Annotated in this window: 9 protein-coding genes, 2 tRNA genes and 3 rRNA genes; 6 read left to right on the forward strand and 8 right to left on the reverse strand. The window is 55.5% G+C overall.

Annotated features, from left to right (window positions below; all coding sequences use genetic code 11):
• Positions 1-184: 184 nt before the first annotated feature.
• The 6 genes from rrf to gmhB all read right to left on the reverse strand — a co-directional run bounded on the left by rrf (position 185) and on the right by gmhB (position 6,283).
• Positions 185-300, reverse strand: a 5S ribosomal RNA gene (gene rrf, locus C3F38_RS22145).
• A 105-nt stretch (positions 301-405) separates the two neighbouring features.
• A 23S ribosomal RNA gene (locus C3F38_RS22150) occupies positions 406-3,312 on the reverse strand.
• A gap of 207 nt (positions 3,313-3,519) precedes the next feature.
• A tRNA-Ala gene (locus C3F38_RS22155) sits at positions 3,520-3,595 on the reverse strand.
• 38 nt (positions 3,596-3,633) lie between these two features.
• Positions 3,634-3,710 (reverse strand) — tRNA-Ile (locus C3F38_RS22160).
• Between the two features lie 74 nt (positions 3,711-3,784).
• Positions 3,785-5,326, reverse strand: a 16S ribosomal RNA gene (locus C3F38_RS22165).
• The 16S, 23S and 5S rRNA genes sit together here with 2 tRNA genes alongside, the layout of an rRNA operon.
• A 393-nt stretch (positions 5,327-5,719) precedes the next feature.
• Complete coding sequence (gene gmhB, locus C3F38_RS22170) at positions 5,720-6,283, reverse strand: D-glycero-beta-D-manno-heptose 1,7-bisphosphate 7-phosphatase (protein ID WP_047729999.1); 564 nt, start codon at positions 6,281-6,283, stop codon at positions 5,720-5,722.
• Between the two features lie 188 nt (positions 6,284-6,471).
• On the opposite strand from gmhB, the gene metN reads away from it, so the two are divergent.
• The 6 genes from metN (at position 6,472) to proS (ending at position 12,066) form a co-directional block, all read left to right on the forward strand.
• A complete protein-coding gene (gene metN / locus C3F38_RS22175; RefSeq protein ID WP_004932012.1) occupies positions 6,472-7,503 on the forward strand; it encodes a methionine ABC transporter ATP-binding protein MetN in 1,032 nt (343 codons plus the stop codon).
• A complete protein-coding gene (locus C3F38_RS22180) occupies positions 7,496-8,149 on the forward strand; it encodes a methionine ABC transporter permease MetI (protein WP_004932010.1) in 654 nt (217 codons plus the stop codon). The genes metN and C3F38_RS22180 overlap by 8 nt, the downstream gene beginning before the upstream one ends.
• A gap of 39 nt (positions 8,150-8,188) precedes the next feature.
• Entirely contained in the window at positions 8,189-9,004 is an 816-nt protein-coding gene (locus C3F38_RS22185) for a MetQ/NlpA family lipoprotein (protein ID WP_038874476.1), read from the forward strand.
• Positions 9,005-9,118: 114 nt separating this feature from the next.
• Positions 9,119-9,523 (forward strand): Rcs stress response system protein RcsF, encoded by a 405-nt coding sequence (rcsF, locus tag C3F38_RS22190; RefSeq protein ID WP_038874474.1) that lies wholly within the window; start codon positions 9,119-9,121, stop codon positions 9,521-9,523.
• A complete protein-coding gene (tsaA, locus tag C3F38_RS22195) occupies positions 9,520-10,227 on the forward strand; it encodes a tRNA (N6-threonylcarbamoyladenosine(37)-N6)-methyltransferase TrmO (protein WP_038874472.1) in 708 nt (235 codons plus the stop codon). The genes rcsF and tsaA overlap by 4 nt, the downstream gene beginning before the upstream one ends.
• A gap of 120 nt (positions 10,228-10,347) precedes the next feature.
• Positions 10,348-12,066: a proline--tRNA ligase gene (gene proS / locus C3F38_RS22200; protein WP_038874470.1), complete on the forward strand. Its 1,719-nt coding sequence runs from the start codon at positions 10,348-10,350 to the stop codon at positions 12,064-12,066.
• Positions 12,067-12,126: 60 nt separating this feature from the next.
• Here proS and nlpE read toward each other — a convergent pair whose 3' ends face one another.
• Positions 12,127-12,810, reverse strand: coding sequence for an envelope stress response activation lipoprotein NlpE (gene nlpE, locus C3F38_RS22205; protein ID WP_033649820.1), 684 nt, complete (start codon positions 12,808-12,810; stop codon positions 12,127-12,129).
• A 29-nt stretch (positions 12,811-12,839) separates the two neighbouring features.
• Positions 12,840-13,253 (reverse strand): alternative ribosome rescue aminoacyl-tRNA hydrolase ArfB, encoded by a 414-nt coding sequence (gene arfB, locus C3F38_RS22210; RefSeq protein ID WP_028127523.1) that lies wholly within the window; start codon positions 13,251-13,253, stop codon positions 12,840-12,842.

The following is a 13,253-nucleotide window of genomic DNA, read 5'->3' on the forward strand; positions in this document are numbered from 1 at the left end:
TAAGTTAACAGCCAAACTTAATAGCGGACGAAGAATATCTGGAGTTCATTCAAAAAATGGATTGGTTTTGTGATGAATATAGAATCGTGAGATGAAAGATGAAGCGGGTTACAACCGGGATTATCCATTTTACGCATAGCAAAAAGCCCTGAACTGACGTTCAGGGCTTTCGGCTTGGTTTGATGCCTGGCAGTGTCCTACTCTCGCATGGGGAGACCCCACACTACCATCGGCGCTACGGCGTTTCACTTCTGAGTTCGGCATGGGGTCAGGTGGGACCACCGCGCTATTGCCGCCAGGCAAATTCGTTTTATTCCAACCGCTTCACTCTCCTGAAGCCATCAGAACCAATCTGTAAACAAGCTGAATATTGTCTTGGTCTCACCAAAACACCTTCGGTGTTGTAAGGTTAAGCCTCACGGATCATTAGTACTGGTTAGCTCAATGCATCGCTGCACTTACACACCCAGCCTATCAACGTCTTAGTCTTAAACGTTCCTTCAGGGACCTTAAAGGTCCAGGGAAGACTCATCTTGAGGCAAGTTTCGCGCTTAGATGCTTTCAGCGCTTATCTTTTCCGCACTTAGCTACCGGGCAATGCCATTGGCATGACAACCCGAACACCAGTGGTGCGTTCACTCCGGTCCTCTCGTACTAGGAGCAACCCCTCTCAATCTTCCAACGCCCACGGCAGATAGGGACCGAACTGTCTCACGACGTTCTAAACCCAGCTCGCGTACCACTTTAAATGGCGAACAGCCATACCCTTGGGACCTACTTCAGCCCCAGGATGTGATGAGCCGACATCGAGGTGCCAAACACCGCCGTCGATATGAACTCTTGGGCGGTATCAGCCTGTTATCCCCGGAGTACCTTTTATCCGTTGAGCGATGGCCCTTCCATTCAGAACCACCGGATCACTAAGACCTACTTTCGTACCTGCTCGAGCCGTCACTCTCGCAGTCAAGCTAGCTTATGCCTTTGCACTAACCTCACGATGTCCGACCGTGATTAGCTAACCTTCGTGCTCCTCCGTTACTCTTTGGGAGGAGACCGCCCCAGTCAAACTACCCACCAGACACTGTCCTCACCCCAGATTATGGGGCCGAGTTAGAACATCAAACATTAAAGGGTGGTATTTCAAGGATGGCTCCACGCAGACTGGCGTCCACGCTTCAAAGCCTCCCACCTATCCTACACATCAAGGCTCAATGTTCAGTGTCAAGCTATAGTAAAGGTTCACGGGGTCTTTCCGTCTTGCCGCGGGTACACTGCATCTTCACAGCGAGTTCAATTTCACTGAGTCTCGGGTGGAGACAGCCTGGCCATCATTACGCCATTCGTGCAGGTCGGAACTTACCCGACAAGGAATTTCGCTACCTTAGGACCGTTATAGTTACGGCCGCCGTTTACTGGGGCTTCGATCAAGAGCTTCGCCTTGCGGCTGACCCCATCAATTAACCTTCCAGCACCGGGCAGGCGTCACACCGTATACGTCCACTTTCGTGTTTGCACAGTGCTGTGTTTTTATTAAACAGTTGCAGCCAGCTGGTATCTTCGACTGGCTTCAGCTCCATCCGCGAAGGACTTCACCTACATGCCAGCGTGCCTTCTCCCGAAGTTACGGCACCATTTTGCCTAGTTCCTTCACCCGAGTTCTCTCAAGCGCCTTGGTATTCTCTACCTGACCACCTGTGTCGGTTTGGGGTACGATTCAATGTTACCTGGAGCTTAGAGGCTTTTCCTGGAAGCAGGGCATCAACTACTTCTGCACCGTAGTGCATCGTCATCACGCCTCAGGGTTGATATGTAACCGGATTTACCAGGTCACACCCCCTACACGCTTAAACCGGGACAACCGTCGCCCGGCTAGCCTAGCCTTCTCCGTCCCCCCTTCGCAGTAACACCAAGTACAGGAATATTAACCTGTTTCCCATCGACTACGCTTTTCAGCCTCGCCTTAGGGGTCGACTCACCCTGCCCCGATTAACGTTGGACAGGAACCCTTGGTCTTCCGGCGAGCGGGCTTTTCACCCGCTTTATCGTTACTTATGTCAGCATTCGCACTTCTGATACCTCCAGCAACCCTCACAGGCCACCTTCAACGGCTTACAGAACGCTCCCCTACCCAACAACGCTAAGCGTCGCTGCCGCAGCTTCGGTGCATGGTTTAGCCCCGTTACATCTTCCGCGCAGGCCGACTCGACCAGTGAGCTATTACGCTTTCTTTAAATGATGGCTGCTTCTAAGCCAACATCCTGGCTGTCTATGCCTTCCCACATCGTTTCCCACTTAACCATGACTTTGGGACCTTAGCTGGCGGTCTGGGTTGTTTCCCTCTTCACGACGGACGTTAGCACCCGCCGTGTGTCTCCCGTGATAACATTCTTCGGTATTCGGAGTTTGCATCGGTTTGGTAAGCCGGGATGGCCCCCTAGCCGAAACAGTGCTCTACCCCCGAAGATGAGTTCACGAGGCGCTACCTAAATAGCTTTCGGGGAGAACCAGCTATCTCCCGGTTTGATTGGCCTTTCACCCCCAGCCACAAGTCATCCGCTAATTTTTCAACATTAGTCGGTTCGGTCCTCCAGTTAGTGTTACCCAACCTTCAACCTGCCCATGGCTAGATCACCGGGTTTCGGGTCTATACCTTGCAACTATTCGCCCAGTTAAGACTCGGTTTCCCTACGGCTCCCCTATACGGTTAACCTTGCTACAAAATATAAGTCGCTGACCCATTATACAAAAGGTACGCAGTCACACCACGAAGGTGCTCCCACTGCTTGTACGTACACGGTTTCAGGTTCTATTTCACTCCCCTCGCCGGGGTTCTTTTCGCCTTTCCCTCACGGTACTGGTTCACTATCGGTCAGTCAGGAGTATTTAGCCTTGGAGGATGGTCCCCCCATATTCAGACAGGATGTCACGTGTCCCGCCCTACTCATCGAACTCACGACCTGTGCATTTTAGTGTACGGGGCTATCACCCTTTGCTGCGCGACTTTCCAGACGCTTCCACTAACACACAAGCCGATTCAGGTTCTGGGCTCCTCCCCGTTCGCTCGCCGCTACTGGGGGAATCTCGGTTGATTTCTTTTCCTCGGGGTACTTAGATGTTTCAGTTCCCCCGGTTCGCCTCATGCCACTATGTATTCATGACATGATAGTGTGTCGAAACACACTGGGTTTCCCCATTCGGGTATCGCCGGTTGTAACGGTTCATATCACCTTACCGACGCTTTTCGCAGATTAGCACGCCCTTCATCGCCTCTGACTGCCTAGGCATCCACCGTGTACGCTTAGTCACTTAACCTCACAACCCGAAGATGTTTCCATCGTTCGTGCTGCAAACATTTGAGAGACTCTATGACAGGTTACTCTTTACCCCAGTACTTCTACGGAGGGATAAATTTCAGCCGTCATGTTTCAATTTTCAGCTTGTTCCAGATTGTTAAAGAGCAAAATACTTCGCAGCATACTGTCGCCAATATACTCTGAAGTATTGAAATACCGGACTATATGGTGGAGCTAAGCGGGATCGAACCGCTGACCTCCTGCGTGCAAGGCAGGCGCTCTCCCAGCTGAGCTATAGCCCCATACAGTCACGCGCAGTACCTTTTCCACTTCCGAGAAGTGGTAGGCCTGAGTGGACTTGAACCACCGACCTCACCCTTATCAGGGGTGCGCTCTAACCACCTGAGCTACAAGCCTATAAAGGTATTTCTGCTCGTTACTTTCTATCAGACAATCTGTGTGAGCACGCCACTCGAACTAATATCTTTAGGTAAGGAGGTGATCCAACCGCAGGTTCCCCTACGGTTACCTTGTTACGACTTCACCCCAGTCATGAATCACAAAGTGGTAAGCGCCCTCCCGAAGGTTAAGCTACCTACTTCTTTTGCAACCCACTCCCATGGTGTGACGGGCGGTGTGTACAAGGCCCGGGAACGTATTCACCGTAGCATTCTGATCTACGATTACTAGCGATTCCGACTTCATGGAGTCGAGTTGCAGACTCCAATCCGGACTACGACATACTTTATGAGGTCCGCTTGCTCTCGCGAGGTCGCTTCTCTTTGTATATGCCATTGTAGCACGTGTGTAGCCCTACTCGTAAGGGCCATGATGACTTGACGTCATCCCCACCTTCCTCCAGTTTATCACTGGCAGTCTCCTTTGAGTTCCCGGCCGAACCGCTGGCAACAAAGGATAAGGGTTGCGCTCGTTGCGGGACTTAACCCAACATTTCACAACACGAGCTGACGACAGCCATGCAGCACCTGTCTCAGAGTTCCCGAAGGCACCAATCCATCTCTGGAAAGTTCTCTGGATGTCAAGAGTAGGTAAGGTTCTTCGCGTTGCATCGAATTAAACCACATGCTCCACCGCTTGTGCGGGCCCCCGTCAATTCATTTGAGTTTTAACCTTGCGGCCGTACTCCCCAGGCGGTCGATTTAACGCGTTAGCTCCGGAAGCCACGCCTCAAGGGCACAACCTCCAAATCGACATCGTTTACAGCGTGGACTACCAGGGTATCTAATCCTGTTTGCTCCCCACGCTTTCGCACCTGAGCGTCAGTCTTCGTCCAGGGGGCCGCCTTCGCCACCGGTATTCCTCCAGATCTCTACGCATTTCACCGCTACACCTGGAATTCTACCCCCCTCTACGAGACTCTAGCTTGCCAGTTTCAAATGCAGTTCCCAGGTTGAGCCCGGGGATTTCACATCTGACTTAACAAACCGCCTGCGTGCGCTTTACGCCCAGTAATTCCGATTAACGCTTGCACCCTCCGTATTACCGCGGCTGCTGGCACGGAGTTAGCCGGTGCTTCTTCTGCGAGTAACGTCAATTGGTGAACGTATTAAGTTCACCACCTTCCTCCTCGCTGAAAGTGCTTTACAACCCGAAGGCCTTCTTCACACACGCGGCATGGCTGCATCAGGCTTGCGCCCATTGTGCAATATTCCCCACTGCTGCCTCCCGTAGGAGTCTGGACCGTGTCTCAGTTCCAGTGTGGCTGGTCATCCTCTCAGACCAGCTAGGGATCGTCGCCTAGGTGAGCCATTACCCCACCTACTAGCTAATCCCATCTGGGCACATCTGATGGCAAGAGGCCCGAAGGTCCCCCTCTTTGGTCTTGCGACGTTATGCGGTATTAGCTACCGTTTCCAGTAGTTATCCCCCTCCATCAGGCAGTTTCCCAGACATTACTCACCCGTCCGCCGCTCGTCACCCAGGGAGCAAGCTCCCCCGTGCTACCGCTCGACTTGCATGTGTTAAGCCTGCCGCCAGCGTTCAATCTGAGCCATGATCAAACTCTTCAATTAAAAGCTTGATTTGCTTCCACTCGAGAAGCGATGCTCAAAGATTTACTGCATGAATTTTACTTCAGTTAGTCACTCTTCAAGACTTGATATTTTTTTGCATCCGAAGATGCTGGATATCGTCTTGTGGAGTGCCCACACAGATTGTCTGATAAATTGTTAAAGAGCAGTGAGTTAGGCGCTTTCGCTTGCTAACTCGAGGTGGCGTATATTACGCTTTCCTCTTTCAGAGTCAACCCTAATTTTCAGGATTTTTTCTCTGCGACCCCCGGATACTCTGTGAAGTTGTTCACATGTTCCGTGTCGATGGAGGCGCATTATAGGGAGCCGGTTCAGAATGACAAGCGATAATATGCATTTTTTATCTGACCGCTCACTATTCATTCGTAACGCCTATTAAACCCGCTTTTTGATGGCTGCCGGCAGGTCCGCCAGGCTATTTAGCACCCAATCGGCCAGCTGTTCGCCCTGCTCGGTCACCGGCTTGCCGGTGCGCACCAACACCTTGGTGCCAACGCCGGCCGCGATCGCCGCCTGCATATCTTCCGGTTTATCGCCCACCATATAAGAAGCGGCCATATCGATGTTCAATTCCTGCTGCGCTTGCAGCAGCATACCCGGCTGCGGTTTGCGGCAGTCACACACCTGACGATACTCTTCTATTGCTGCCTCCGGATGATGCGGGCAGAAATAGATGCCGTCGAAGTCGACGTCGCGATCGGCCAGCGACCAGTCCATCCACTCGGTCAGGTACATAAATTGGTCTTCGCTGAACTTGCCGCGCGCAATGCCGGACTGGTTGGTCACCATCACCAACGCGAAGCCCATCTTTTTGAGTTCGCGACAGGCGTCAATCACGCCGTCAATAAAGTGGAAGTTGTCGATTTCATGGACATAGCCATGGTCAACGTTAATCGTACCGTCACGATCGAGAAAAATTGCTGGAACGCTTTGTGTCACCGCTTTGCTCCTGAGGGCCTGTATACGCTGACAGTATCGCATGTTTTACCCCGCACTGAGAACGCCGGAGAACGTCGTTGGCCGTTGACTTAGACGTCTAGACGCCTTAACATCTGATCCATACCTTGGTTCCGCGCCGAGGTTTACTTTTATCTAGCCACGGGCAACCACGCTAAAATAAGAAGAATATGATTAAACTTTCTAACATCACTAAAGTGTTCCAGCAGGGTTCGCGCACTATTACCGCGCTCTCTGACGTGACCCTTCACGTCCCTGCAGGGCAAATCTATGGCGTTATCGGGTCTTCCGGTGCCGGCAAAAGCACGCTGATCCGCTGCGCCAACATGCTGGAGCGCCCAACGTCCGGCCAGGTCCTGGTCGATGGTCAGGATCTGACCTCGCTGTCTGAAAGCGAACTGACGCGCGCCCGTCGCCAAATCGGCATGATCTTCCAGCACTTCAATCTGCTCTCTTCCCGCACGGTGTTCGGCAACGTGGCGCTGCCGCTGGAGCTGGACAATACGCCGCGCGCCGAGATCAAAAAGCGCGTGACCGAACTGCTGGAGCTGGTCGGCCTGGCGGACAAGCACGACGCCTACCCGGCCAACCTGTCCGGCGGCCAGAAACAGCGCGTGGCGATCGCCCGTGCGCTGGCCAGCAATCCCAAAGTGCTGCTGTGCGACGAAGCCACCAGCGCGTTGGATCCGGCCACCACCCGTTCCATCCTGGAACTGCTGAAAGACATCAACCGCCGTCTGGGCCTGACCATTCTACTCATCACCCACGAAATGGACGTGGTGAAACGCATCTGCGACCAGGTCGCGGTCATCAGCCAGGGGCAGTTGATCGAAAAAGACAGCGTCAGCGAAGTGTTCTCGCACCCGAAAACCCCGCTGGCCCAACAGTTCATTCAGTCCACGCTGCATCTGGATATTCCGGACGACTACGCCGCACGCCTGTCGCCGGAACGTCAGGGCGACCGCCAGCCGCTGCTGCGCCTGGAATTCACCGGCCAGTCGGTCGATGCGCCGCTGCTGTCTGAAGCCGCTCGCCGCTTCAACGTGAACAACAACATTATCAGCGCCCAGATGGATTATGCCGGCGGCGTGAAATTCGGCGTGATGCTGGCGGAGCTGCACGGCAGCGACGAAGACGCGCTGGCGACGATTAAGTTCCTGCAAGAAAATCAGGTAAAAGTAGAGGTTCTGGGTTATGTCTGAGGCAATGATGTGGTTGATGGCGCGTGGCGTGTGGGAAACCGTCATGATGACCTTTGTCTCCGGCTTCTTCGGTTTCGTGCTCGGCCTGCCAGTCGGCGTGCTGCTGTATGTCACCCGCCCGGGGCAGATCATCGCCAATAACTCGCTGTATAAAATCCTGTCCGGGCTGGTGAACATCTTCCGTTCCATCCCGTTCATTATCCTGCTGGTTTGGATGATTCCGTTTACCCGCATGATCGTCGGCACCTCTATCGGTCTGCAGGCGGCCATCGTGCCGTTGACCGTGGGCGCCGCACCGTTCATCGCGCGCATGGTGGAAAACGCCCTGCTGGAGATCCCGTCCGGTCTGGTGGAAGCGGCGCGCGCCATGGGCGCCACGCCGATGCAGATCATCAAGAAAGTGTTGCTGCCGGAAGCCCTGCCGGGCCTGGTCAACGCCGCAACCATCACGCTGATCACCCTGGTAGGCTACTCCGCCATGGGCGGCGCGGTCGGCGCCGGTGGTCTGGGACAAATCGGTTACCAATACGGTTATATCGGTTATAACGCCACAGTGATGAATACCGTATTAGTATTACTGGTAGTTTTGGTTTATCTGATCCAGTTCTGCGGCGATCGCATCGTCAAAGCCGTTACCCATAAATAGTTTCACAGCATGTTAATGCGAGTCTAATGAGGAAGGGATATGTCGTTAAAATTTAAATCCATCGCGGCAATTGGCGCACTGATCGGTACTCTGGCTCTGGCGGGCTGCGGCCAGGATGAAAAGAATCCAAACCACATCAAGGTCGGCGTGATCGTCGGCGCTGAGCAGCAAGTGGCTGAAGTCGCTCAGAAAGTGGCGAAAGAGAAATACGGTCTGGACGTTGAACTGGTGACCTTCAACGACTACGTGTTGCCTAACGAAGCGCTGAGCAAAGGCGATATCGATCTGAACGCCTTCCAGCACAAGCCATACCTGGATCAGCAAATCAAAGATCGCGGCTACAAGCTGGTGCCGGTCGGCAGCACCTTTGTTTACCCGATTGCCGGTTACTCCAAGAAAATCAAATCGCTGGACGAGCTGAAAGACGGCTCTCAGATCGCACTGCCTAACGATCCGACCAACCTGGGCCGTTCGCTGCTGCTGCTGCAGAAAGTCGGCCTGATCAAACTGAAAGACGGCGTTGGCCTGCTGCCAACCGTGCTGGACGTGACCGAGAACTCGAAAAACCTGAAGCTGGTTGAGCTGGAAGCGCCTCAGCTGCCACGTTCCCTGGACGATCAGCAGATCGCGCTGGCAGTGATCAACACCACCTACGCCAGCCAGATCGGCCTGACGCCGGCGAAAGACGGTCTGTTCGTGGAAGATAAAGACTCGCCTTACGTCAACCTGCTGGTTGCGCGCGAAGATAACAAAGATGCGGAAAACGTGAAGAAATTCGTGCAGGCCTATCAGTCTGACGAAGTTGACGCCGCCGCCAACAAAATCTTCAACGGCGGTGCGGTGAAAGGCTGGTAAGCGCTTATTCGCCAATTTTATTCCTATAATTGCAAGACGGGCCAAGGCCCGTCTTGTTATTTCCGCCATAGATTGCTTCAATAGCGCCACTTTCATTAAGGCAGAGGAATCTCAATGCGTGTTTTACCTCTCTGTTTGTTAGCGCTCGCGCTGGCCGGATGTTCATCGCAACGTATCGCGCCGTCCTCAACAAACAGCACCAGCAAGCCGACCACCACCAGCCCGGCCAAGGCCACGCCGGCCGCCCGCCCTGCTCCGGTAAAACTGTACAAAAGTGCAGAAGAGCTCGTGGGCAAACCGTTCCGCGATCTGGGTGAAGTGTCCGGCGAATCGTGCCAAACCACCGTACAAGACTCCCCACCGAATCTGGCCACCGCCCGTAAGCGCATGCAAATCCGCGCGTCTTACATGAAGGCCAACGCCGTGCTGCTGCACGACTGCCAGATTGTCAGCGGCGTCGCCGGTTGTTACCAGCAGGCCGTCTGCCAGGGCTCGGCGCTTAACGTCTCGTCCAAATGACCGAATTCGTTTTCGAGCAGATCGGCGTGATCCGCTCGCCGTATAAAGAAAAATTCGCCGTTCCCCGCCAGCCGGGGCTGGTCGAAGACGGTGGCGGCGAACTGCTGCTGCTGCCGCCCTACAACCAGGCGGAGGCGGTACGCGGCCTCAGCGATTTCAGCCATCTGTGGGTGATGTTCATTTTCCATCAAACCCTGGAAGGCGGCTGGCGGCCGACGGTGCGACCGCCGCGTTTAGGCGGCAATGCCCGCATGGGCGTGTTCGCCACCCGCTCCACCTTCCGCCCCAACCCGCTAGGTATGTCCCTCATTGAGCTGAAAGGTGTGCGGATAAAAAACGGCGACGTGGTGCTGGAGCTGGGCAGCCTCGATCTGGTCGACGGCACCCCGGTGGTGGACATCAAGCCTTATCTGCCGTTCGCCGAGAGCCAGCCGCAGGCCCGCGCCGGCTTTGCCCAGGCCGCGCCCGCCGGCGATATGCCGGTGCGTTTCGCGCCGCAGGCCGAGCAGCAGCTGCAGCAACATCAGGCGCGTTACCCGCAATTAAGGCGTTTTATCAGCCAGGTGCTGGCGCAAGACCCCCGTCCCGCCTATCGTAAAGGAGAGGACGTCGAACGGGATTACGCCGTCTGGCTGCTGGATTTCAACGTGCGCTGGCGCGTCGTGGACGGTCATACCGAAGTGTTGGCGCTCGACCCGCGTTAAAATTCCGCCGCCTCTCTTTTGGCGACCCGCTCGCGCTGGTAAACTAAACCACTTTTGTCACTTTTGGCCGCCACTCTGGCAGCCCGATGCAATTTGCAGTTCTAACGGAACCAAAACACCATGCGTACTAGCCAATATCTGCTCTCCACACTGAAGGAGACACCTGCCGACGCCGAAGTGATCAGCCACCAGCTGATGCTGCGCGCCGGGATGATCCGCAAGCTGGCCTCCGGTCTTTACACCTGGCTGCCGACCGGCCTGCGCGTTCTGAAAAAGGTTGAAAACATCGTTCGCGAAGAAATGAACAATGCTAACGCGATCGAAGTGTCTATGCCGGTGGTTCAGCCTGCCGACCTGTGGCAGGAAAGCGGCCGTTGGGAGCAATACGGCCCCGAGCTGCTGCGTTTCGTCGATCGCGGCGATCGTCCGTTCGTGCTGGGCCCGACGCATGAAGAAGTGATCACCGATCTGATCCGCAACGAGATCAGCTCGTACAAACAGCTGCCGCTGAACTTCTTCCAGATCCAGACCAAGTTCCGTGATGAAGTGCGCCCGCGTTTCGGCGTGATGCGTTCCCGTGAGTTCCTGATGAAGGATTCCTACTCCTTCCATACCTCACAGGAGTCTCTGCAGGAGACTTACGACGCGATGTACGAAGCGTACAGCAAAATCTTCAGCCGCATGGGCCTGGATTTCCGCCCGGTGCAGGCCGATACCGGCTCGATCGGCGGCAGCGCCTCGCACGAATTCCAGGTGCTGGCAGACAGCGGTGAAGACGATATCGTGTTCTCCACCGGTTCCGATTTCGCCGCCAACATCGAGCTGGCAGAAGCGGTCGCGCCGGCAGAGCCGCGCGCCGCGGCCAGCGAAGCGCTGCGCCTGGTGGATACGCCGAACGCCAAAACCATCGTTGAACTGGTCGAGCAGTTCCGGCTGCCGGTGGAAAAAACCGTGAAGACGCTGATGGTGCGCGCCACCGAAGAGAGCGGCCACAAGCTGGTTGCCCTGCTGGTGCGCGGCGATCACGAGCTGAACGAAGTCAAGGCCGAGAAGCTGGCACAGGTTGCCGCGCCGCTGACCTTCGCCACCGAAGAAGAAATTCGCGCCATCGTCGGCGCCGGCCCGGGTTCACTCGGCCCGGTCAACCTGCCGATGCCGGTGGTTGCTGACCGCAGCGTAGCGGCGATGAGCGACTTTGGCGCCGGTGCCAACGTTGACGGCAAACACTACTTCGGCATCAACTGGGAGCGCGATTTGCCGCTGCCGCAGGTGGCCGATATCCGTAACGTGGTGGAAGGCGACGCCAGCCCGGACGGTCAGGGCACGCTGCTGATCAAACGCGGCATCGAAGTGGGCCATATCTTCCAGCTCGGCACCAAGTACTCGGAAGCGATGAAAGCGACCGTGCAGGGCGAAGATGGCCGTAATCAGGTGCTGACCATGGGTTGCTACGGCATCGGGGTCACGCGCGTCGTGGCCGCTGCCATCGAGCAGAACCATGACGAACGCGGCATCATCTGGCCGGACGCCATCGCGCCGTTCCAGGTAGCGATCCTGCCGATGAATATGCACAAGTCGTTCCGCGTGCAGGCGCTGGCCGAAGAGCTGTACAACACCCTCCGTTCCCACGGCATCGACGTGATCCTCGATGACCGCAAAGAGCGCCCGGGCGTGATGTTCGCAGATATGGAGCTGATCGGCGTGCCGCACTCTATCGTTATCGGCGACCGCAACCTCGACAACGAAGAGATCGAGTACAAGAACCGCCGCGTCGGCGAGAAGCAAATGATCAAAACCGGCGAAATCGTTGATTTCCTGCTGGGCCAGATCAAACGCTAAGCGACGAACGTCAGAAAATAAAAAACCCGCTCAGGCGGGTTTTTTTATATCCGAAATCGCTTATTTGCTGCTGCAGTTCTTGCTGCGGTCGAACGCGATTTTGCCGTCCGGCACCAGCGCCTTTTCGGTCAGACCTTCCTCCATCGACGGCTGCACGCTGAAGTGCGCGCTGAACGTCAGGAATACCGGCTCACCGGCGGTCTTGTATGCTTTGGCGTAACCTTGCTCCAGCGCGATGTTGTTGTCCACCGGGAAGGTTTTGCCGGTCGCGCAGTCCTTGAAGACGGCCGCGTCCGCCATATAGGTGTAGCTGCCTTTCAACGTCATCGGCGTTTTAGGCAACGGCTTCTCAACCGGATCCAGGCGGTAATTCAGTTTGGACTCGATCGGCACGCCGCTGCGATCCAGCATTTCCAGGCTCTTGCCCACCGGGCGGAAGTAGCGTTTTTCGCCGTTGCTGTCGGTCAGCACCAGTTTATCCGCCGTGCGCGCCCATTTACCGTAATCGGCAAAGGTCTGATCGCCGTCTTTGGTGCCGCGATAGGTTTCCTGCAGCACGAAGGTGCCGTCCTCATCCAGGAACAGCGCCGTATCCAGACCGCCGCAATCGGCGCAAGGCAACACCCCTTGATAGCTCTGCGGCATCGGCTGCAGCGGTTGTTCCTTCGGTTGATAATGATTGTTGCATCCCAACAACGAGAGTGCGCCTGCCGCGAGGAACAGGGCTACCGTAATTTTTTTCACAGTTATTCTCCTACTGTGTTCATGTATTCCTAAGTGCGAACCTTGCCACGCAGCGCCTTGGTGGCGCCTTTACGCGCCTTGCCTTCCAGGCGACGCAGTTTGGCCCCTTTCGTGGGCTTGGTCGCCTTGCGGGTTTTTTCCACCACCATCGCCTGCCGAATCAGCGCGGCCAGCCTGGCCAACGCCGCTTCGCGATTCAATTCCTGGCTGCGATACTCTTGCGCCTTGATAATCACCACGCCATCAGCGGTAATAAGATGATGATTCAGCGCCAGCAGCCGTTCCTTATAATACTCTGGCAGGCTGGATGCCCGGATGTCAAAGCGCAAATGGATCGCCGTTGAGGTTTTGTTCACGTGCTGGCCGCCCGCGCCCTGCGCGCGGATCGCCGTCAATTCCAACTCATTATCCGGTATGGCTACGTTTCTTGACAGTTCCAGCAC

It is taken from the genome of Serratia sp. SSNIH1, assembly GCF_002935055.1.
Lineage (GTDB): Bacteria > Pseudomonadota > Gammaproteobacteria > Enterobacterales > Enterobacteriaceae > Serratia > Serratia nevei.